The following is a 22,507-nucleotide window of genomic DNA, read 5'->3' on the forward strand; positions in this document are numbered from 1 at the left end:
TCAAAATATTTGTGAATTCAAAAACTAGAATAAATTCCAATACCTAACTTTAATACTTTCAATTTGATTTCGGACGAGGAAAATTAGAAGGTGGCTGAAACTTTTCTACTGGTACATCCTTAAGTGCCTTCCGCATAAAATCACGCCAGATAGGAGCCACCATACCTCCGCCTGTTGCGTGGTTAGATAATTGTCGATTGTTGTCCCTCCCTACCCAGATGGCAGTCGTTAACTGCGGTACAGTACCAATAAACCAAATGTCCTTCTCTGAGGAGGTTGTACCCGTCTTTCCTGCAACTGGACGACCTATATCTGCACCTCTACCAGTTCCTTCTTTAACTACCGTTTGCATCACGTCTAAAGTTGCTGCTGATGCCCAAGGGTCAAGCACTAGCTGAGGTTTAGGAGTATTATCTATTAACACATTGCCATTACCATCAGTGACACGGGCAATAATCGTTGCAGGTGATTGCCAGCCGTAATTAGCAAAAGTCGCATAAGCACTAGCTATTTCTAGCGGTGTCACACCAATTGCACCTAGCGGTAAAGAACTCACAGGTAACATTGGACTCATAATTCCCAAAGTACGGCAAGTTTCAATAACTTTATTCATACCCACAGCTTTGCCAAGCTTAATTGCAGGAATATTACGAGACAGAGCCAGAGCAGTGCGAACTGGTATTGCTCCCATAAAGCTATTATCGTAGTTTCGGGGAGAATACCAACCATTACCGTCACGGTAACTAACTGGAGTATCTAGAATTGTTGTACGTGGTGTAAATTTACCACTAGCAAAAGCAGTATAGTAAACAAACGGTTTAAAAGAAGATCCTGGCTGACGGTGGGCTTGAGTTGCTCGGTTAAATTCGCTAGTTTTTGAATCTACACCACCCACTAGTGCTTTAACAAAATGTGTGCGAGGATCAATTGCCACTAAAGCCATTTGAATATTATTTAATCCCTGACGTTCAAGGGTTCGATGCCACTTCTTAATAGTTTTTTCTGCCATCATTTGGAAGCTAGTATCAACTGTAGTTTGTACATGCATTCCGCCTTTCAGCAATGTTTCACGCCCAAACTTTTTAATTAATTCCTGAGCTACTGTGTTGGTAACGTAGGGCAAAGCGCTACCTTGAAATGACCTAATTTCACCAAGTTTAATTTTTTGTTTGAGGGCATCATTATACTCTTGTTGGCTAATCCAATTCAGTTCTAACATTCGCCCCAATACTTCTTTTTGTTTTTGTTTTGCCAGCTTCATGCTGACAAATGGGCTAAAATCTTCTGGAGCTTGAATTAAACCTGCCATCATTGCTGATTCGCCCAAAGTCAAAGTTTGTGCTGACTTTTTAAAGTAAGTGCGTGCTGCTGTCTGAACACCATAGTTATTGTGACCCCAGTAAACTTGATTGAGGTACATTTCTAATATTTCATCTTTACTGAGAACTTGCTCTAACCGAATTGCTAATACCGCTTCTACTATTTTTCGGGTAAAAGCACGTTTTTGAGATAAGAAAATATTTTTTACCAACTGCATGGTGATTGTAGAACCACCCTCTCGCACTTCCCCAGATGCAAAATTGACTAATGCAGCACGTCCAATACCACCAGGATTAATACCATGATGCTCATAAAAACGACTATCTTCACTAGCTAATACAGCTCGTTTTAAATTTGGGGAGATTTGATCTAAAGGCACTACTTGGCGATTAGCTTCCCCGTGTATACGCGCTAAAAGCTTGCCTTTAATATCATAGATATAAGTTGTTTCTGAGGGTATAAAGTTTCGTAGTTGTCTAACATCTGGCAGATTACGGAAACTAATAGCTAAACCCACTAGTCCTCCAGCTAGCACAGAACTCGATAGCATAGTAATTGATAAGAGTGTGCCACCAGTTACCTGACCGACTTTTTTCAAAAATTCAAAACTAGGTAAAATCTGAATTTGTGATTGTTTATCTTCAAAAGTTTTAAATGATGACACGGCAATTTGATTTCCTCACTTATTAAATTCGGTTTTATCTATATAAATATAAAGAAGACAAATAAAATGAAAATTCTCCAAATAAACAGTGAAATTTATTTGGAGAAAATTTAGTGTGATGCATCATTGCATTGCATAAGGAGTTGATTTTAAATATTATTTTAACAAGTAGCTGTGGAGAGAAAGGGCAAAAATCGGGTAGAAATCGGTTAGTAAGAAAAATAATTTTGAATTAAGCTTAATATTGGAAAAATCTTTACTTTGATGTCAGGTCTTGGATAAGATATGGACTCTGAACCATTAATTGATTTTTTCTATGAAATGGTCGCTGGAAAGGAAATGGATTGCCTCTGGCTTTGGCTTGAGCTTATTATTAATGGGTACAGCTAGTCTTATTTCTTACCAAAATGCTACCCAGCTAATTGCAAGTAGCAATCAAGTGAAGGACACACATGAGGTAATGAAAAATGTTATTGATATCTTCGCTACACTAACCGATGCAGAAGCAGGACGCAGAGGTTATATTCTTTATAGAGAGCAATCAGAACTCAAACGTTACTATCAGGCAATGCAAAGCCTGGATGCCAAAGTTAAAAAATTGCAGCAACAACTTGCTGATGACTCTTATCAACAACAGCAAATAACAAAGCTAAAATTCCTCATTGCTCAAAGAGTTCAATTATCTAAACAGTCGATTAACCTCAAAGAAGTAGGTAAATCAAGCTTTGCTATTCAAGCACCTCTACTTACTCAAAGTAACCAAAACCGTAATCAAATCCGCGAAACGCTTACCCAAATGCAAGCTAGGGAAGAACAGTTACTACAAATCTCGGTCATACATTCCCAAGAGAATATCCGCAACCGAATGTTGATTGAATTCCTCGGTACTTTCTTGAGTTTTGCCATTTTATTAGGCGTTTATGCTTTGCTTTATCAACAATTAATGAAGCGCCAAGAAGCAGAAGCTATTCAACAGACTTTAGCTCAAGAAAAAGAACTTAGCGAATTGAAGTTACGCTTTTTTTCAATGGTATCTCATGAATTTCGTACACCATTGAGTATTATATTGGGATCGGCTCAACTATTGGCTCAAAGTAATCAGCAGTGGACGGAAGAGAAGAAACTTAAAAATCTGTATCGCATTCAATCTTCTGCTAGATCAATGAACCAGTTACTAACCGATATTTTAACTTTGACTAGGGCAGAAGCTGGGAAATTAGAATTTCATCCAGAACTGATAGATTTGGAAGCATTTTGCATTAATTTGATAGAAGACCTCCAATTTTCTAATCAACAACAGCATACTATTAAATTTATCAGCCAAGGGAACTGTACTCATGCCAAATTAGACGAAAATATACTTTATTCCGTTCTGAGTAACTTACTCTCAAATGCAATTAAATATTCACCTCCAGAGGGAAGTATTTTCTTAATTCTTAGTTGTGAATCATCCGCAATATTTTTCCAAGTTAAAGATAATGGGATAGGAATTCCTGGCGAATTTAAAGAGCATTTATTTGAGCCTTTTCATCGTGCTAATAATGTAGGCAAGATTGTTGGCAGTGGACTAGGACTTGCTGTGGTGAAAAAGTGTTTAGAAATACATCATGGAGAAATTTATGTAGATAGCGAAGTAGGAGGCGGAACAAGTTTTACGATAAAATTTCCCCAACAAGAAACAGTAATAGTCAAGAGTAAAATAAGCAGTCATGATTAAACTTAAACCTTCTTGGTGATAAGGTTTTCATCCTTACTATTTAACAAATTAATTTCGAGAGGAAGATGTCACAAATATATCTGTTAATACAAAATATTATTATAAATAACTCACGATAATTGAGAATAAACAATGCCACATATATTACTTGTAGATGATGAAGCGGCTCTTTGCGACAGTCTCACCTATACACTACAAAAAGAAGGTTACACGGTGACTACAGCCGCCGATGGACATAGTGCAATTAAACAGTTTCACAAGCAAGTACCAGATATAATTTTGCTTGATTTGATGTTACCAGTAGTTGACGGCATGGAAGTTTGCTGGCGGATTCGGGCATTTTCCAATGTACCTATCGTTATGCTGACAGCTAAAGATGAGGATATTGATAAAATTTGGGGTTTAGAAGCAGGTGCAGATGATTATATTACTAAACCTTTCAACACCCGCGAACTACTAGCACGCATCAAAGCAGTGTTACGCCGTCGTTCCGGGGAGCAGCCTTCATGAGAGGCTGGATACCTGGGATTAAATTAAATACAATTTATGCCAAGTTGTTAGGCACATACCTGATGCTAACAGCTTTTGGAACGTCACTGATGGCAGGTTATATCCTTTGGTCGTTCCATGATTATTTTATGCGATCGCGGCAAGTAGATTTGGATAACTGGACGAGTGCATTAAGCGAAAGTGTTGCAGATGCACTAGAAGAAAAAGATATTAAACAGGTAAAGGTGCTAGTGCAACGGTATGGCGCACCACAAACTGTAACGCTACGTGTTTTTAGTCAACAAGGCAGTTTATTAGCCACTTCTGACCCAAAGTTAGACAGCCAAGTTAAGGATTGGTTTCAGGTTCCGGGAATACGGGAAGCTCTACAAAACCGTGTGAAGCAAGGAATTGCCAAAGGCGTTTTATCAAACAGCGATCGCCTCTACATTACCAGACCTATTGAGCGTAACGGTCAATTGTTGGGCATAATCCGAATGTCTATGACTTTGGAGCAGCTTCAGCGACAGTTTGCTACGGTAATTTGGAGTATTTTGGGAACGCTAGCAATAACGATTCTACTGTGTGCATTAATTAGCAGTCGGTTTGCTCGCAGTCTCTCAAAGCCAATTGAGATTATGCAGAACTTTGCTATTCGCTTGGGTGGCGGTCATTTTGGTGATAAGCTAGCGATCCATGAGAACAATGAGTTAGATCAATTGGCAGCAGAACTCAACCGGATGAGTGAGCGGTTAGCTTCCTTAGACAAAGAGCGACGGGTGTTTTTAGCCAATGTCTCCCATGAATTACGTACCCCTATCAGTAACGTTCAGGTGACAGTAGACGCACTCAAAGCAGGAGCATCTGAAGAACCAGAATTACGCGATCGCTTTTTTCAAACTATCGAAAGCGAAATTAAGCGTTTATCACGATTGATTCATGACTTGCTGGATTTAGGACGTTTGGAAGCAGGAGTTGCTGAACTAGAAAAGCAAGCCATCTCACTGGATGGATTGATTAGCCGTGCTGTTAATGCACTAGAACCGCGAATGCGAACTCTAGGAATTTCTACACAGGTGAACGTAGGAAACCTAATTATCCAGGGCGATCCAGAGCGGCTATTACAAGCTATCCTCAATTTGTTGGATAATGCGATTAAGCACTCACCAGCAAACTCTCAAATATTGATTTCTGGATACAGCCAAGGCAAACAAGCTATTATTCAAATTCAAGACCAGGGAAAAGGTATAAAAGAGGGTGATATACCCCGAATTTTTGAACAATTTTATACAACAGACCCCGCACGCAAAGGTAGTGGTAATGGTCTGGGGTTAGCAATTTCTAAGCGGATTATTGAAGCCCATCAAGGCAGTATTATCGCCAGCAGCACACCAAATCAAGGGGCAACTTTTACTATATACTTGCCGAGAATTCGTAATTCGTAATTCGTAATTCGTCATTTGTCATTTGTCATTTGTCATTCGTAATACTCTATGGGTAGGGTTGCGCCTATGTAATTAAGTTTTGACCATGATAACTGTACAATTACTCTTGCGAGAAATATTCTCGGCAATATTTCCTTGAATCGCTTGTTGCAGTAGACTTTCACGGCTAGCTCCCAGGACAATTACATCACTATTGTCTTGTTGGGCACACTTCAGAACAGCCTCAGAAACAGAATTGGCACGAACTGGAGTAGCCATTACTTTACCGCTAACTCGGCGTTGCAGAAAGCGAACAGATTTATCTAATAATGTTGTGTCAGGAATCGAGTTAGTCGGCTGGAAAACCTGACATAGCTTGATTTGGGGTGATGTACTTAAAGAAGCAAGAGCGGGTAATAACTTAATTGCTTGGCTGGAGTTAGGGCCGCCTGCCATTGGCAACAACCAACGGTCAAAGGATCTTTTATCATCTAATTTAGCCAAGATAACATCACAACCTGCCTGTCGAATTATGGTATCCACCACTCGGCTAAAAACTCTACCAGGAGTTGATGTAGTACCTTTCCATCCCATCAGCACCAAGTCAATATGTCGTTCTTTGACAGTCTCCAAAATTGCCCCAGCAACATTATGGGCAACTCGGATCTGGGTGTGAACGGGAATCCGCGAATTCTCTCCTAAAAGTATTGCCCGTTGCAAAAGTTGAAGACTTTTGCTGATTTGCACTGGTGTTTCCGATGGGATGCGGCTAGACGAAACGATAATCACTTGTAGGCATTCTATTTCGTAATTGCGATCTTTGGCGATCGCAACTGCCATCTCCAATAAAGTCTCGGCTGTCTGAGGATGTGAAAGTGGTACTAATAATCGTCCTTTGCCTGTAGCTGGAGCGCGAGTTTGGTAAACCACATAAGAAGGTGCTGATTTACGTTCTATTTGTTCGCTATTACCACTCAGTTGCTCTGCTTCCACACGGATAATATCACTACGAGTAATAATTCCTATAAGCTTGCGATTTTCTGTAACAGGTAAGCAGCTGAGATGATAACGATTGAGTATATGCAGTACATGAGCTAGTGTAGCTGTGGGGCTTACTGTCACTGGCTCTGGTGTCATAATCTCGCTAATAGTTGTATCTCCAATTAACTGTTGCGAAGCAATATTAACTAAATCTTTCTGAGTGACAATACCAACAACTTTACCATTCTCTAAAACCGGGAAGTTGCGATGGTGAGAGTGAGAAAATGCCTGTACTGCTTCATCAGTACTCATTTGGCTAGAGAGAGTTTCCACACGCCGTTGCATCACATCTACGGCACTCAGTTGCGCCAGAAGTCCCTCTGTGCTTGGCTCTTTGGTGATGTGAATCCCTTTCCACTCTAGTAGAAGATCGTAGAGCGATCGATGGTCAATTTTTTCTGCTACCAAATAGGCAACCACAGACGCAATCATTAACGGTAGCACCAGATTGAAATCTGTTGTCATCTCAAATACAATGACAACTGCTGTAATTGGTACTTTGGAGACAGCGCTAAAAAAAGCAGCCATGCCGACATGAGCATAGACTGTTGCAGCACTCATTCCTAGTAAACTGTATTCGACAGCACCAACTAAGTAACCAAGTGCAGCTCCCAAGACCAATGTGGGAACTAGTAAACCTCCTGGCGCTCCAGAGCCGTAGGTAAAAATAATTAGGATAAACTGAACTAAAAGAGCGATCGCGGCAAATGACCAATTAGCACTACCCGCAAGCAAAATTTCTCTCAGCCCAGCATGATCCCGAAAGGTAGCAGGTAAAAAGGCGATCGCCAAACCACTCACTAACCCAGCAATTCCAATTCGCCAGGGTAAACTCACATGTAGCAGGCGGCGGTTAATTGCTAGACTCTCAAGGATACCTTTATTAAATAGAATGCCTAGAAGTCCCGCCAACACTCCTAAAATTAAGTAGAAAGGGATTTCCTGAGCGAAGAAAGTTGTATCGGGAAGACCTAAATTTAGATGATTCAGATCCAGGTTGTGACTACCATACAGCCGGGAGATGACTGAAGCGATGAAAGAAGCCAAAATTGCAGTACCAAGAGTGATACCTGACACATCTTGGAGTAATTCTTCCACTACAAATAGTACACCTGCGATCGGTGCATTAAAAGCCGCAGCTAAACCAGCCCCGGCTCCGGCGGCGATCAGTTGACGACGATGCTCTGGTGAAGTCGGTGCCCAATTACTCAGTTGATTTGCCAAAGCTGCCCCAATTTGGACAGTTGGTCCTTCACGTCCCAAAGGCATTCCCGAACCCAACACTAACGTAGCGCTGATCAACTTCACCAAAGCAATCCGCAGATTTAACGGCATTGGTATGCGAGCCAATACCGCTTTGACTTCAGACATCCCACTACCTGATGCTTCCGGTGCGAAGCGCTCTACTAGCCAACCAGCTAAGATTCCTCCTATCAGTCCAATAGCTGGTAGTACTAAGTAGGCAGGCCAATGGTAAGAAATACGTACTCGCAATGCACCAGCCCAATCCACTGCCTGTCCTAACAGAACTGCCGCTAACCCAGAAACTAGACCAATCAGGCAAGCTTCCACGAAAGCCAAGCGCCTGGGTTGAACCAACTGACGGGAAAGCCTCAACCAGAGAATTTTACCCCTGGCTAACCTATTTTTAGCAATCACTTGTCATCAATGAAGGTATATAAATGTCTGAAAAGTCTTACCGTTCACCCTATTCATAGCTTTTCCTAAAAAAATGAAATCAGAATGAAATTTTTCTATGCCTAAAGATAGGTATGTACAGTAATGATACGTGTCCACCCACTCCAGGGATTGGCATGACGTTCCCAAGTGGTTTCGCTCATATTAAAGATTGCTGCTACCTTTCTTTCAAAAGTCATTGCAATATCTCCTCAAGGCTGTTGATTGTTAAAAACGCAACTTCAGTAGACTGAAAATTTTTGCGATCGCCTACGTGGGCGCTCCGCACCATCGCTTTTAATCACCCTCAAAAAAAAGAAAATGGCTCGTTTAAAATTAGCAACGGTTTGGCTAGGCGGCTGTTCTGGTTGTCACATGTCTTTTCTCGATTTGGATGAATGGCTGATTGATTTAGCAGGACAGGTAGATTTAGTTTATAGTCCCTTCGCTGACACCAAAGAATATCCTCAAGGGGTGGATGTGGTGTTAGTTGAGGGTGCAGTAGCCAATGAGGATCACTTGGAAACTATTCAGACAGTAAGAGAGCGATCGCACATCCTTGTCTCTTTTGGCGATTGTGCTGTCACTGGTAATGTTACTGCTTTACGCTTTAGGTAGTGCCGAACCTGTTCTTCAGCGTTGTTACATAGAAGCCGCAGATATTCACGCCACAATTCCCCATGAGCCTGGTATTGTACCAACCTTACTAGATCGGGTGATACCAGTCCATACAGTAGTCCCAGTTGATATTTATTTGCCAGGTTGTCCACCTGATGCAACTCGGATTAAAGCAGTGTTAGAGCCACTTTTAAGGGGAGAAAAACCACAACTAGAAGGACGTGAATTTATCAAGTTTGGTTAACTTCACAAGTTACTCAAATTCTTTATCTAAGTTGAAGGTGAGGAAATTACAAAACAATTTTATAAACAATTATGGCAGTTAATTATCGGGAAAGAATTATTGCTCTGTGGACAGTATTTCTACTAGGAACATTGTTTCATACGCAACTGGGTTTAATGCCACTTTTTCACGGTTTATCTGTTTTTGAATCTCAAAAAGCTACAAATATCAATGATATTTCTGTAATTATGTGGTTGATGTTGGGCTTTTTTGTGCTACCAATGTTGGCAATTATTACCACTACTTTTACTGATTCAAAGCGTTATCGAATCATTCATTTTGGCCTAACTGTTTTTTACAGCATCATGAACTTACTACACGTGATTTTAGATTTATTTGTCCAGCCAGTTCTCTGGTATCAGATAGCCTTGATGGTCTTGTTATTCTTTGTGGGTTTATTATTAAATATTACTGCTTTTAAATGGATGCGGTTGCAAAATATGGCTAATAAATCACAACAACAGCTAGAAAGATCACATTTTTAGCTTTTATCGAAACAGAATTCAGGAGTCAGAAGTTATTCTGTACAACTGATTGATTCTAATTTCTGATTTCTTCTTCAATAAACCCGTATACCATTAGCTTTATTAGAAATTTGGAGGGCATTATGTTGAAAGCATCTGACATTATGACTAAAGATGTTGCCACTATTCGTAGTTCCGCAACAGTGGCGGAAGCAGTCAAACTCTTAAGAACAAGGGACTGGAAAGCGCTGGTTGTAGATCGTCGCCATGAACAAGACGCCTACGGCATGATTACTGAAAAGGATATTGTCTATAAAGTGATTGCTTATGGCAAAGATCCTTGTAGCGTGCGTGTTCATGAAGTGATGACCAAGCCTTGTATCGTGGTCAATCCTGACCTTGGCTTAGAATACATAGCGCGATTATTTGCTGACCATAATTTGCAAAGAGCGCCTGTTATTCAGGGCGAACTACTGGGTATCATTTCCCTCGTTGACATTCTAGCTAATAGTAACTTTCTTCAGCAACCCCACACTATTTTACTAGAACAACAACTTCAGGAAGAAATTAAAAAAGCTCGTGACATTTGCGATCAGAAAGGCATCCATTCAGAAGAATGTGCTGTTGCTTGGGATGCCATTGAGGAATTACAAGCCGACATAGCACATCAACGAGCAGAAAAAGTCGTGAAAACAGCCCTTGAAGAATATTGCGATGAATATCCAGAAGCTAAAGGAATCTATGACACTTCGTGTAGCGGTTGACCGAATTTTAGATTTGAAATTTTGGGTTTTGGATTGAAGATTGAAAATCCAAAATTTAAGAATGGTACAAGTCCATGAATGAATTAACGGGGTTAATCTAAAATCTAAAATCCCAAATTGAGATAGTTATGAAAAAAGTCATCATCGACCCGGTTACACGAATTGAAGGACATGCCAAAATCAGTATTTATCTGGACGATACAGGACAAGTGAGCGATGCTCGTTTTCATGTCACAGAATTTCGTGGTTTTGAAAAGTTTTGCGAGGGTCGTCCACTCTGGGAAATGCCAGGAATTACGGCGCGAATTTGTGGGATTTGTCCGGTGAGTCATTTGTTAGCATCAGCAAAGGCAGGCGATCGCATCCTTGCTGTTACAATTCCCAAAGTTGCGGAAAAACTGCGCCGTTTGATGAATTTGGGACAAATTATCCAATCCCACGCCCTGAGTTTCTTCCACCTCAGCGCCCCAGATTTATTATTAGGAATGGATAGCGACCCCCAAAAACGCAATGTATTTGGCTTAATTGCAGCGGAACCAGAACTAGCGCGTGGTGGAATCCGCTTACGTCAATTTGGACAAGAAATTATTGAACAATTAGGTGGGCGAAAAATACATCCATCATGGGCGGTTCCTGGTTGTGTCCGTGAACCCTTATCCCCAGAAGGACGCACCCATATTCAGAACCGCATTCCAGAAGTACGCAGCACAATATTAGATGCACTGGGTAGATTTAAAGGCTTACTCAATGATTATCAAAAAGAAGTGCAAACCTTTGGGAATTTTCCTAGCTTATTTATGGATTTAGTTACTCCTGATGGTTTGTGGGAGAACTACGACGGACATATTCGTTTTGTAGATAGGGCTGGAAATATTATTACTGATAAACTCGATCCAACTGATTATCAAGAATTTATCTCATGCAGCCGGACAAATGCCTTTGCATATTCAATTAGTTGGGAAAGAGGGGAATATTGTAAATGAAGTTTGGCGAGATTAATCTATTCTGAATTCTGAATTCTGGATTTTTGCTTGAAAACAATACAGCTACAAAAGTTCTCTCGTAACATTCAACATTTCTTCTTCTGTGATTTCCATTTCAAAATGCAAATCTACCGGGCACGATAATGCCTAATGGTAGGATAACAGAAGCATGAAAGCGTGAATACAAAACTCCTCATTTCTCCTCAAGAACTCACGTCAATGTCAGCAGAAAAGTCGTCACAGGCTGTCATTATCGATACGCGAAGCCTCGAAGATTATGCTATTTCTCATATTCCTCAATCCCTAAATATTAGAGATTTTTTCACCTATCTTTTAGAGAATTCCTCCCCAGCAGGATTAAAGGAATTACAAGAGTATTTTGCAGAAATTATGAGCAAGCTGGGAATATCGGGTGCAGAACGGTTAATTGTGTACGAAGATGCCTTAAATAGAGGTTATGGTCAATCTTGCCGAGCAGCTTTCTTACTGAAGTATTTGGGTTGCACTCAGGTATCTATTTTACACGGAGGATATAGAGCATGGCTGACAGAGGGATTACCTACTACCGATGAAGTACCATTACGTGAAAGCAGCATATTTAGATTGCATCCCAACACTGATATGATAGTGACTACCGCAGAGATGTTGCAAGCAATTGACAATCCAGCAATTATTAAATTAGACGTGCGCGATCGCAACGAATGGCTTGGGTTGAGTTCTTCTCCCTACCATCCTGATTTTTGTCCCCGCAAAGGCAGAATCCCTAACGCTGTATGGTTAGAATGGCATCATCTGATGAATTCTGAATCGGAAATCCCTACATTCCGATCGCCAGATGAAATCCGAGAAATTTGTAACTCAGTAGGTATTACTTCAGAGTCCATTGTGTATATTTACTGCTTTAAAGGTTCAAGGGCTGCTAATACATTAATAGCCCTTGAAGAGGCAGGAATTTCTGCCAGAAATTATTTTGGCTCTTGGAATGAATGGTCGCGTGACTTATCACTACCCATTGATAGTAGAGTAATCTAATGAAAAGCCTGCCCATCATATTGACTAATGTCAGAATTACAGGCAGGTTTAAAACCACTATAAAAATGGATGGATGCAATCTTTAACTAACTGGAATGGGTTGACCAATAGACAAAACTAAAGGGAAATTATGGACATTAGGAGCGTGCATTGCATTTATACCCAGATTGGCACGGTTCAGCATATCAGCGTTGGTTCTAATTACTTCACCCCGACTATCTAAGATGGAATGATTAAAGTTCAACCCATTGATATTAAACGCCATCGAACATACACCCATCGCTGCGAACCAAATACCTATCGTTGGGAATGCTGCTAATAATAAATGGAAAGCACGATGATTTTTACTAGCAAAGATAGGAATCAATAACCGTTTTTATTGATTGTAATAAATTTATAGGAATCCGCTTTGATTTCTGAACTGATTTGCGTAGGCAGGCAATAGGCAACAGGCAACAGGCAACAGGAAAGAAGGCTTCTTAGTTGTACTGAGTTTTTTCAGAAATCAAATATGAGTCCTATATCAGGATTTTTAGTAATAAATATTCTGCACGTCCCAATTCTCGCTTGAGGTTTGTTTCGTAGAATTCTGGTAATATTATCATTAAATAGAGCTTGTTGCGAATGAATGCTCTTTTTCTTTTACCACAAATTGCTACACTCTTTGTAATATAAGCATTTTAGACCATTTTGTCCCCCCGCAAGCGTTTGGAGAGAGGTCAAAATTGTACTTCACGCTTGTCGAGAACCGCTATAACGCACCTAAAGCTTGGAATAGTGCCGTACTTTCTGCGCTAAAACACCCTACGTGTATTTCTAAAATCAAATACTATATAGTAAAATTTATAGCTGATAAAAATATCCAATTACAGATAAATTAATATTCATCTTCTATTGGTAAGTATTTGGCAATTTGGCACATTGTAATTAGAGTATTTTGATATATTGCAGAAATTACCAAGATGTTTTTACTTATTATACATAGGACGGGCTAAAGCCCGTCTTTTTTATTGCTGATTATTTGGCATTTTGACATTACATTCAAATCAAAATATGATATATTTGCTAAAATGCAAATAATTAAAACATTAAAAGTAAACTCAACCAACATTTTTTGTTAAGATTATTTGCTAGCCTTACAATCTATTGAGTTTTATTTGTGCTATTTTTCCACAGTTCAAGGTGTATTTCCACTTTCAAGCTATTTAGACGGGATAAATCATCCCGTCTTTTATTTTGCTTGCTAGTTGGAAAAATCGCTTTAATGTAAGTTCTGGATATAAAAATACTTCTAGTTTTTTTGCTAACTTTAACATCTAAATTAATCTGCTATAGCCTCTAACCTATGGCAGATTAATTTTATATTTTAGGTATTCAAGAATACTGGGGTAATGTCTTATCAGGTTTCAGGATATTTGCACACATCCTATAGGAAGATGCCCTATGAATAGAATAATGAGTAAATTAATTCGGGATGTTGTTATGCACTGGATTTATATATAGGTTTGGCTAACCGCCAAACCTTTTTTATATCTATTGAAAATTAGGTATGGGTCATAGAGAATTGAATATGGGGTGTTGAAAAATAAATTTTCATTGTTTATTGCGGTCAATTGTGTATAATCATCCGTCAATACTTACAGCGAATTTAAAGTTTTTGAAGTACACAATCTAAGTCTCAAACCCTGGCGTCAAGACTGTTTTCCTTCTGTTAACCCATTCTGAATCCTGAATTCTGCTGTCAGTTCCATAATATTTTTCTACGAGAAATTAAAAACTAAAAGTACTTCGCAGAATACCAATGGTAACTGAGTCACTATCTGGTGTATGACCAGGCTCTAAGATATGAATTATTCCTGGTGTAATGCTGATATTATTTGTTAACTGAAAACGATAAAATGCCTCGATTTGAGTGGTCGTCCCTGGTTGTCCACCTGCACGTCCTAAACCAGTATTTACAAAATCAGGGACATTATTTCCTACAGGTAAGTTGCTACTGGTAATTTTAGGAGGTTGACCAACATAAATCCCCCCCAAATTCCCTTTAGCAAATAAATCAGGAAAATTCATAAACACCATATAATTCGTAGTTTCTACATTTCCTGATTGCCCAGGAATATAAGATTTAGTATAACCACCCCATGCACCTGCGCTAATGCGGGGAGAAATTTGCCAAGTTACAGTCGCACCCACGGCGTTAGTTTGCAGCGGTGCTGATTTTCCGGTAGTGGTATTAACTGTAGTTAAGCATTCATCGCCAACAAAGGTTAGTAAACAACCATCAGAAGAGTAATTGTTAACGTAATACAAACTTAAATCGAGAGTATCAGTTGGTGTCAGCAGTAATTGCACACCTGTAGTGGTGGTTCCATCAAATAAACCACTAGCTGTCCCAGAATTTCCTGGTTGATAACTAGTATAAATTGCCTGCAAACTAGCGCGTTTAGTAAATTGCCAATCAATAGCTATACCGCCGTGACCGTATCCCATATTTAAAATTGGGTTTCTTTGGGCAAAATAAGACAGCGGCCCTGTTGCAGCACTTTCTACCCGATTGGGGCCTCGGAAAGCAGCTGGCATACTTACGCCTTCTGTTCCTACCATTACTGCTAATTTATTTGTCACCAGCCAATGCAAATTGAGGTCACTTACAATCAAGCTATCTGTAGGAAATTCGTAGCCAAGTAAAACGTCATTTCGGGAAACACTATTGGTAAATCTAGGCGTAGTTCTTCCTTCACCATCTATAAGACCTGTAAACAAGTAACTGCTGGGAGTGATTTGGCTAGTTAAATATAGTTGCGCGAGGGAGATAACATTAGTGTTTGTCCCCGCATCATCTGTATCTTTTTGTCCATCTCTAGGATTTACATCACCACGATTGCTAGTCCGTCCTTGAATGCCAACTATTAGTAGTCCGTTGAGTTTGGTTGTTGCTGAGAATTGGTTGGCTTTGATTTCGGCTGTTCTGGCTTCTAAACTATCGACACGACCCCGCAAAGTTGCTAATTCAGGGGAAAATTCTGACTGCAATTTTTGTAATATTGCTAAATCTTCGCGAGTCACTAAATCGCTGGTGGCTGTAGTGATTAATTCGTTGACTCTATCTAAACAAGCATTCACACCAGCGGCAAATTCATACCTAGTTAAGGCGCGATTACCGCGATAGCTACTATCTGGATAGCCGGCTATACAACCATAGCGTTCTACTAAAGACTGTAATGCTTGGAATGCCCAATCGTTTGGTTGTACGTCCTTGAGTTGAGAAACCGATGTAACTTGCGCCATCGGTTCTTCTGGGGAGGGAGATGAGGGAATAATATTATCGCTCTTAACTCCTGACTCCTGAGTAGTTATTGTATCTATGTACTCTTGTGCTAGTGCTTTTTGTGCAACTCCATTTACTCCCGCAATTAGTAACCATGCGAGCATCCAGGTTTTGCGATGACTGCGGCTAATAAGTCTACCTTTCAATTTTTTACACTCTGCTCACATACTTAAGTGAAGAGTGTATTCGCGATCATCTAGGGTTCACATGGGGACATTTACGGATTTTGTCCCAAATTAGACTTAATGCTTCTGGGCAACTTCTGAAAGGACGAGTATAACAGGGTATTGGGGACTGGGGACTAGGTACTGGGGATTGGGGACTGGGGACTAGGAAAGAGTTTTCTCAATCCCTAATCCCTAATTCCCAATCCCTAATTCCCTATCCCTAATCCCCAGTCCCTAATCTATGGCAAACCGTTCACGAAAGCTGACACCAAAAGCCTCTAAACAAAATAAACCTCATGCAGGTGCGATGAAACGCGTTGTTAAAAAACCCCAGAAAAAACTAAAACGGGGAAATTGGTTGTCGTCAACGCTAGCGATCGCAATTCTGTTCAGTAGTGCTAGTCTAATTATGGCTTTTGCCTGGATTAGCGTTCTCTTCATTTTCAATCCAGACCAGGTAAGCTGGCTAAATAAAATTTTACCTGCATGGGCGCAAATCCCCCTTGGTAATCACGAACGCCCCCAAACTCTCGAACAAATTCAACTCGATTTGAGTAAAAAAAACCAAATATTGGGGGAAACTCTGCCTTTACATCAAGATGCGAAAAAATCATTTTTACTGCCAGTTTTTCAGCAGCGTGCTAATTGTCAATCTGATTGTGAAGAACTGGTGGAACTCAGGGTTTACGAACGCTCAGAAGAGTTAGAGTTTAAATCTCAGTCAGAAAATTACTACTATCTAGCGACTCAATTACCTATAACTGGCCCAGATGAATCCTTTGTGATTTCTCCCTTACTTGATGGAACGTTAGAACCCCAAGATATTAATATTCCCCTACCTTTAAATAAGGTACAACGTTTTGAAGGTGGGACACCATCACCAGGGGTTTGGTTTGATTTGCGGGGTCAACGCCAACAAGGAACTGGTGCGATCGCTTATGGTCATGTCGTATACTACAATCCAGAACGCACGAATTTACTACAAATGTTGTCTTGGACTAGTCCTAATGGACAATTTCCCAAATGGCAGCAGGTAACTGGTGATGGTACAAAAGAGTTAGTTGTTGATCAAACTATAGGTTTAGAACCCCACTTACAGGTTTATCAAGTCAAGCCTCTGAAGTTATTCCTCAAACCAATTCAATTGGAGGAAATTACCCTCAAATCACCAGCTTTCAAGGATTCTGCATACCAAAATGCCCTGTCAATTGCCCGTAGTGGACTGTGGACACCAGCCTTTGAATGGTTGAAGTCAATCAAAAAACAGCGCAAGGGAGTTTTACCAGAGGCGGCGCAAGCGCAAATGGATTTGATTCGTTTGCATTCCCAACTTACTAAAATCCAATCCCAAAAAAATTGGGCAAGTCCTAGTCAAGAAGCACTAGCAGATTTGATTGATGGTCGCTGGGAGAAGGCTTTACAGGTTTTTGAAGCGTCGCCACATAATGCCCAAGAAATTGCCACCCTACTGAAAGCTGATGAAAAACGGTTGTGGAATCGCACAGCGGCGGCGTTGCGGGTGAACCCAAATAGACGAGAGGTGCAAGCTTGGTTCGCTTTGATTTTAGCAGTTCAGCGAGGAGAAGGACATGCTAATTCTTGGTTAAAGGCGCAACCAAAAATTACAAAAGATAATCTTGCTTATATTCAAAGTCTGTTAGCAAGACTCAATGGTGAGGGTACAAAGTCGCAAATATCCTCTACTCACCCTAGTCAGATTGTTGGTACAGTCCAACCAGTCACTCAAGTTACTAACACCGACTGGCTGCAAACAAATTCCTCAGCAGATTTCAAACTCACAGATAACCAAGTTTGGTATCAGGTGGAGGTGAGTGCATTTAATGACGGAAAACGCTGGCTAAATTTCCCTTTTGAGAATTTCAACTTACCCAAAACTGAGTCCGCTAAATTTTTGGGGAAAACTTTGGGCATCACTTCTGACCCTGAAATCCAGATTGTGGTCTGGTTACCAAATGGAGAACAACAAATTACTATAGCTGCTATCAAAGCGGTGCAACTACGGGGTAAAGTTTTGCGCCTATTAGCTGCTGGCCCAAAAATTCCAGATAATCAAAACGATGTTCTTCAACCTAAACCTTTAGCCTTGACCAATGCAGCACTAGAATGGGTGCAACCATCTCCCATTTCTCTACGGGAACTGTATCAACAAAATCCCCAAGGGGTGAAGATAATGCTATCGAGTTTGTGGCAATCTTTACAGCAATCTGGTGAAGTTCCGGCTGGTGCTATTCCTAGTTTTGAACAGATGCAGGAAAAATTGGGTGACTGGCCTGTTCAAGTGATTGATTTAACAAATAACGCTCAACCAGAAATAATATTAACTATCTCACCAGAAGCAATAACATCCTTGAATCAGTCTAAACCTGGAATTCAGGGGGAGAACACAGAGCAACGCCGTGACCGGACTATAATTTTGTCTGATGGGAATAAAGTCATTTACACTGATTTTACAGGAAATTACTTACAAAGACTCTCTGCGATCGCCAAGCTTTCAGGGGTGCAATCCTTAGCTTTGTTGGTAGAAAATGCTCATAACTACAGTTTGAAGCGCTGGTCAGAGAAAAATCAGCGCTTTGAATAGCACCCGCTTTAATCAAAATTGCCCCTTACTCAAATTTAAATTAGAGAGGGGAAAAGCGTAGGCGTAGCCCGTCGTAGACATCGCTACCTAGAAGACTAACTTATTCTTTTTGGTTAGTTTCGGCTAGACGTTGGTGCTTCAGGTTTTCCAACTGCTGCAACAGAGAATCTACCTCTGCCTGTAAATGCATCAATTTAGCTTGCTGATCGTCTTGATAGTAAGACTTGGTTAACTTACTGACCCAGTTAGCCTGGGACTCGCGATCGGAAACATTAGATAAACAAGTAGGCATCGCTAATTAAATCCACAACTTAACTCACACCATTAGAAATAATATAATAATGCTATTTTAAGCTTTATTAAATTATTGTATATTTTCAATCAATTACTCTAATGGATTTTAGGTTCAATCATAAGAGACGGTGATCATAATGGCTGTGTTCCAAATCAAACATCGCCCCAACTGTGTAAAGCTTCCATCCAGTGAGATGGTACTTAACAGTACTTAATTGATAGCCTGTCAATTATGGTTGTACGAATTATTATCGCTCTTTTTAGTGAATTTACGCAAGAAATTATATGTAGACTCCATCAATAATTACGCCAAATTATGAAAAACTCCATCGGTGGAGTTTTTGGACATGGGGAATGGGAGCAGGGAGAAAGAGAGAAGAGTTTTCCCCTCAGCAAGAGTACCCGCATTTCTCACAAGCTTCAGGCGTTTGATGGTGCAGAGGGGCGGAGGGGCAGAGGGGCAGAGGGGATTGAACTTGGCACATTGAACTCTCCCCTGCTCCCTTGCTCCCCTGCACAAGCGCAGGCTTTGAGAGGTGTGGTGAGAAATCCGGGAGTAGTCCCCCACACCCCGCCCTTTTAAGTTTCCGTAGGTTAAAAATAAGAGTTTTATAGAGTTATTACGTAACTACCAGATATTTACTGATCATTTTTCATCCTGTGAGCATCCTCAAGCTAATTTGTTGAACCTAATGTCACTGTGGCGGTTATGATAAACTGACGTTCTAAATAAAAAAATAAAAAATAGCAAGTGAAACGCCTGCACCACAAAAAATAATATTCTTAATGGAATTAAGGGACTCTTAACTGGGAACTAGCAAAGAAAAATTCACTTTCTTCCTCTTCCCTATTCTGCACTTCCTGATCCCACCCTCTCTAAAATATCCAATCCTTACATTAAGAAATTTTAAATCCCGTGACTTTGAGCCTGTCTGTTGCTACATCTTATCGCCAACCCTGGCCCGGACTGATAGAAGCCTATCGCGAATATTTGCCTGTCAGCGAAAAAACACCGGTTGTCACTCTATTAGAGGGAAATACACCGCTAATACCAGTGCCAGCGATCGCAGAACGTATTGGCAGACAAGTTCGGGTTTTTGTAAAATACGATGGTCTGAATCCTACCGGCAGCTTCAAAGATCGGGGGATGACTATGGCAATTTCCAAGGCCAAGGAAGCAGGGGCAAAAGCGGTAATTTGTGCCAGCACCGGCAACACCTCAGCCGCCGCCGCCGCTTATGCAAGGCGTGGGGGCATGAATGCCTTTGTACTGATTCCCGACGGCTATGTGGCACTGGGCAAATTAGCTCAAGCGTTGCTGTACGGGGCAGAAGTATTGGCAATTAAAGGCAATTTTGACCAAGCGCTAGAAATTGTCCGCGAGATGGCCGAAACCTATCCAATCACTTTGGTAAATTCGGTCAATCCCTACCGCCTAGAAGGGCAGAAAACAGCAGCCTTTGAAATCGTCGATGCGCTGGGTGATGCTCCAGACTGGCTGTGTATCCCCGTGGGCAATGCCGGGAATATCACAGCATATTGGATGGGATTTTGTCAATATCATCAAGCCAAAAAGTGCGATCGCTTACCCCGAATGATGGGATTTCAAGCCGCAGGTGCAGCCCCCTTGGTACATGGACAGCCAGTGGCGCATCCCGAAACCCTAGCGACAGCAATTCGCATTGGCAACCCCGCTAGTTGGGATTTAGCGATCGCAGCCCAAACCGCAAGTCAGGGAAATTTCCACGCCGTCACCGATGCAGAAATTCTCGACGCTTATCGACTTTTGGCAGCATCAGAAGGTATCTTCTGTGAACCCGCTAGCGCCGCTTCTGTAGCTGGGTTATTGCAGGTGAAAGACCAAATTCCCACAGGGGCGACAGTGGTTTGTGTCCTCACAGGCAATGGTCTCAAAGACCCAGATACAGCCATTAAACACAATCACAGTCAATTTAAACAGGGTATTGCAGCAGAATTGGGCGCAGTCGCTGAGGCAATGGGATTTTAAGATTAACGTGAAGCGTTAGTGTTAGGTAACTCCAATACTTTTCGGTTAAGGGGAAAAGGGCAAAGGGAAAGGGTTTGAATTTACCTTTACCCCTTGCCCGAATGGCACTAAGTTAAGCTGAAAGGTAAGCGGCGTAGGGATTGCAGAGGGGCAGGAGAGCAGGGGGGCAGAGGGGAATTTCTAAATATCTGAACGCAATGCCTAAAATTTCTTCTTTCTCCCCTGCTCCTCTGCTCCCCTGCTGCCTCAACGATTTTCCCTTTTCTTAGTGCCATTCACCCCTTGCCCTTTAAACTTTATCCAGATCAAAAGAGACTTATAGTGTTGCATATAAGTTGCAATTAAGTATCTCACTGACATAATATTGGTTTTTAAAGTCAGGCACTTGTAAGGTCAGTACTACTGGATAAAGAGCAGGGTTCGCAAGTATTATCTGGATTTTGTACGAATTAATTATTGCTCATATATTTTGCTAATCGCTACTCCTAATTTTCTGACTTTATAAATTATTGGTTGTTTGCAATCTGCAAATTTTACCAGCATTAAAATACCAGGAATTTATCATGACAAGTCTTAAAGGTAAAACAGTACTTTTGACTGGTGCTTCGCGTGGATTAGGAGTATATATTGCTCGAACTTTAGCAAAAGAAAAAGCAACTGTAGTCAGCGTTTCTCGTTCAAAATCAGGCTTAGATAAAACATCTGATGAAATCAAAATAGTTGGCGGTAAAGGAATAAGTATTCCCTTTGACATAACAAACGTGACAGAATTTTCTACTCTAGTGCATCAGATTAATAAATTGGTAGGCCCAGTTGATATTTTAATTAATAATGCTGCAATAATCATTTCTCGAACTTTTGTAGATTATTCTCTCGCAGAAATCCAGTCAGTCGTTACAACTAATTTACTTGCTCCTATGGAATTGACGCGTTTGTTACTGCCAAGTATGTTAGAACGCGGGACAGGACATATTGTTAATATTGCTTCTCTGGGCGGCAAAAAGGGAGTTGCTTACAACAGCATTTATTCTGCGAGTAAAGCTGGTTTGATTATGTGGAGTGATGCTGTGCGAGAAGAATTAGCTGGCACTGGTGTAAATCTCTCAACGATCTGTCCGGGATATGTCAGTAGAGCCGGGATGACTGTTGATAGTGATTTAACAATTCCTAAGTTTGCAGGTATTTCCATACCGACTGATGTGGCAAATGCAGTCATCAAAGCTATTAAGCAAAACCAGTCAGAGGTAATAGTCAATGGCGGTTTGCTTAACGAAAGTATGACGAAATTATTGCTTGCAATTGGACAAATTTATCCACCATTTGTAAATACAATTTATCGGTTGATTGGTATAGACAAAGTGAATTCAAGGCATAGAGAAAATTTCGATATTGGAATAAATCGGGGTTATGCAGAAATACCTAGGAAATAGAAGGGGTTCTATTTTTTTGTAATATACCTGGCGATTATAAATCGCGGCTACACAAACTAAGTCCGCCTGCGCGGACTTAAGAAATTGGAAAACCCGCGTAGGCAGGTTTTGTCTGTATAGCGGCGAATTCCATTCGCTAGGCTTTTTACTGGAGTTTAGACTAAGCCATACAAAATGACCCAGCAGGGCTGAGTTAATCAGA

The 22,507-nt window shown here is 40.8% G+C and carries 15 protein-coding genes and 3 pseudogenes; 12 read left to right on the top strand and 6 right to left on the bottom strand.

Going from position 1 to position 22,507, the window contains the following annotated elements; genetic code table 11:
* Window positions 1-58 precede the first annotated feature (58 nt).
* Window positions 59-1,984, bottom strand: coding sequence for a transglycosylase domain-containing protein (locus ABF638_RS20000; protein WP_435024741.1), 1,926 nt, complete (start codon window positions 1,982-1,984; stop codon window positions 59-61).
* 316 nt (window positions 1,985-2,300) lie between these two features.
* On the opposite strand from ABF638_RS20000, the gene ABF638_RS20005 reads away from it, so the two are divergent.
* The 3 genes from ABF638_RS20005 to ABF638_RS20015 all read left to right on the top strand — a co-directional run bounded on the left by ABF638_RS20005 (window position 2,301) and on the right by ABF638_RS20015 (window position 5,635).
* The gene (locus ABF638_RS20005) at window positions 2,301-3,701 is read left to right on the top strand and encodes a sensor histidine kinase (protein ID WP_435024742.1); all 1,401 of its coding nucleotides are present in this window, start codon (window positions 2,301-2,303) and stop codon (window positions 3,699-3,701) included.
* 132 nt (window positions 3,702-3,833) lie between these two features.
* Window positions 3,834-4,211, top strand: coding sequence for a response regulator transcription factor (locus tag ABF638_RS20010; protein WP_435024743.1), 378 nt, complete (start codon window positions 3,834-3,836; stop codon window positions 4,209-4,211).
* Entirely contained in the window at window positions 4,208-5,635 is a 1,428-nt protein-coding gene (locus ABF638_RS20015) for a sensor histidine kinase (RefSeq protein ID WP_435024744.1), read from the top strand. Before ABF638_RS20010 ends, ABF638_RS20015 begins: the two co-directional genes overlap by 4 nt.
* Before the next feature lie 72 nt (window positions 5,636-5,707).
* Here ABF638_RS20015 and ABF638_RS20020 read toward each other — a convergent pair whose 3' ends face one another.
* Together ABF638_RS20020 and ABF638_RS20025 are read right to left on the bottom strand one after the other, a co-directional pair.
* Window positions 5,708-8,314, bottom strand: coding sequence for a chloride channel protein (locus ABF638_RS20020; RefSeq protein ID WP_435024745.1), 2,607 nt, complete (start codon window positions 8,312-8,314; stop codon window positions 5,708-5,710).
* 101 nt (window positions 8,315-8,415) lie between these two features.
* Window positions 8,416-8,532, bottom strand: a complete 117-nt coding sequence (locus tag ABF638_RS20025) for a DUF6653 family protein (RefSeq protein WP_435024746.1) — start codon at window positions 8,530-8,532, stop codon at window positions 8,416-8,418.
* Between the two features lie 121 nt (window positions 8,533-8,653).
* Between ABF638_RS20025 and ABF638_RS20030 the strand changes: the two are divergent.
* The 5 genes and pseudogenes from ABF638_RS20030 to ABF638_RS20050 all read left to right on the top strand — a co-directional run bounded on the left by ABF638_RS20030 (window position 8,654) and on the right by ABF638_RS20050 (window position 12,476).
* Window positions 8,654-9,194 (top strand): annotated as a pseudogene (locus tag ABF638_RS20030) (oxidoreductase).
* Between the two features lie 71 nt (window positions 9,195-9,265).
* On the top strand, window positions 9,266-9,718 hold the full coding sequence (locus ABF638_RS20035) for a hypothetical protein (protein ID WP_435024747.1): 453 nt from the start codon (window positions 9,266-9,268) through the stop codon (window positions 9,716-9,718).
* 122 nt (window positions 9,719-9,840) lie between these two features.
* Window positions 9,841-10,461, top strand: a complete 621-nt coding sequence (locus tag ABF638_RS20040; protein WP_435024748.1) for a CP12 domain-containing protein — start codon at window positions 9,841-9,843, stop codon at window positions 10,459-10,461.
* A gap of 128 nt (window positions 10,462-10,589) precedes the next feature.
* Window positions 10,590-11,378: pseudogene (locus ABF638_RS20045) on the top strand (Ni/Fe hydrogenase subunit alpha); the annotation flags it as partial.
* A 243-nt stretch (window positions 11,379-11,621) separates the two neighbouring features.
* The gene (locus ABF638_RS20050) at window positions 11,622-12,476 is read left to right on the top strand and encodes a sulfurtransferase (protein WP_435024749.1); all 855 of its coding nucleotides are present in this window, start codon (window positions 11,622-11,624) and stop codon (window positions 12,474-12,476) included.
* Between the two features lie 82 nt (window positions 12,477-12,558).
* Here the strand turns inward: ABF638_RS20050 and ABF638_RS20055 are convergent.
* Window positions 12,559-12,849, bottom strand: a pseudogene (locus ABF638_RS20055) (Photosystem Q(B) protein 1); the annotation flags it as partial.
* A 1,397-nt stretch (window positions 12,850-14,246) separates the two neighbouring features.
* Window positions 14,247-15,908, bottom strand: coding sequence for an iron uptake porin (locus ABF638_RS20060; RefSeq protein ID WP_435024750.1), 1,662 nt, complete (start codon window positions 15,906-15,908; stop codon window positions 14,247-14,249).
* A gap of 304 nt (window positions 15,909-16,212) precedes the next feature.
* Here ABF638_RS20060 and ABF638_RS20065 point away from each other — a divergent pair, with 304 nt between their 5' ends.
* The gene (locus tag ABF638_RS20065) at window positions 16,213-18,573 is read left to right on the top strand and encodes a hypothetical protein (RefSeq protein ID WP_435024751.1); all 2,361 of its coding nucleotides are present in this window, start codon (window positions 16,213-16,215) and stop codon (window positions 18,571-18,573) included.
* A gap of 100 nt (window positions 18,574-18,673) precedes the next feature.
* Here the strand turns inward: ABF638_RS20065 and ABF638_RS20070 are convergent, their stop codons facing one another.
* Entirely contained in the window at window positions 18,674-18,865 is a 192-nt protein-coding gene (locus ABF638_RS20070; protein ID WP_181929754.1) for a hypothetical protein, read from the bottom strand.
* 318 nt (window positions 18,866-19,183) lie between these two features.
* Between ABF638_RS20070 and ABF638_RS20075 the strand changes: the two genes are divergently transcribed.
* The 3 genes from ABF638_RS20075 (at window position 19,184) to ABF638_RS20085 (ending at window position 22,305) form a co-directional block, all read left to right on the top strand.
* The gene (locus ABF638_RS20075; protein WP_435024752.1) at window positions 19,184-19,450 is read left to right on the top strand and encodes a hypothetical protein; all 267 of its coding nucleotides are present in this window, start codon (window positions 19,184-19,186) and stop codon (window positions 19,448-19,450) included.
* Between the two features lie 333 nt (window positions 19,451-19,783).
* Complete coding sequence (thrC, locus tag ABF638_RS20080) at window positions 19,784-20,875, top strand: threonine synthase (protein WP_069070234.1); 1,092 nt, start codon at window positions 19,784-19,786, stop codon at window positions 20,873-20,875.
* A gap of 563 nt (window positions 20,876-21,438) precedes the next feature.
* Window positions 21,439-22,305 carry an SDR family NAD(P)-dependent oxidoreductase gene (locus ABF638_RS20085; protein WP_435024753.1) on the top strand — a complete coding sequence of 289 codons (867 nt, stop codon included), beginning with the start codon at window positions 21,439-21,441 and terminating at the stop codon, window positions 22,303-22,305.
* Window positions 22,306-22,507: the final 202 nt, after the last annotated feature.

Origin of the sequence: Nostoc sp. CALU 1950, assembly GCF_051172895.1 — a bacterium.
GTDB lineage: Bacteria > Cyanobacteriota > Cyanobacteriia > Cyanobacteriales > Nostocaceae > Nostoc > Nostoc edaphicum_A.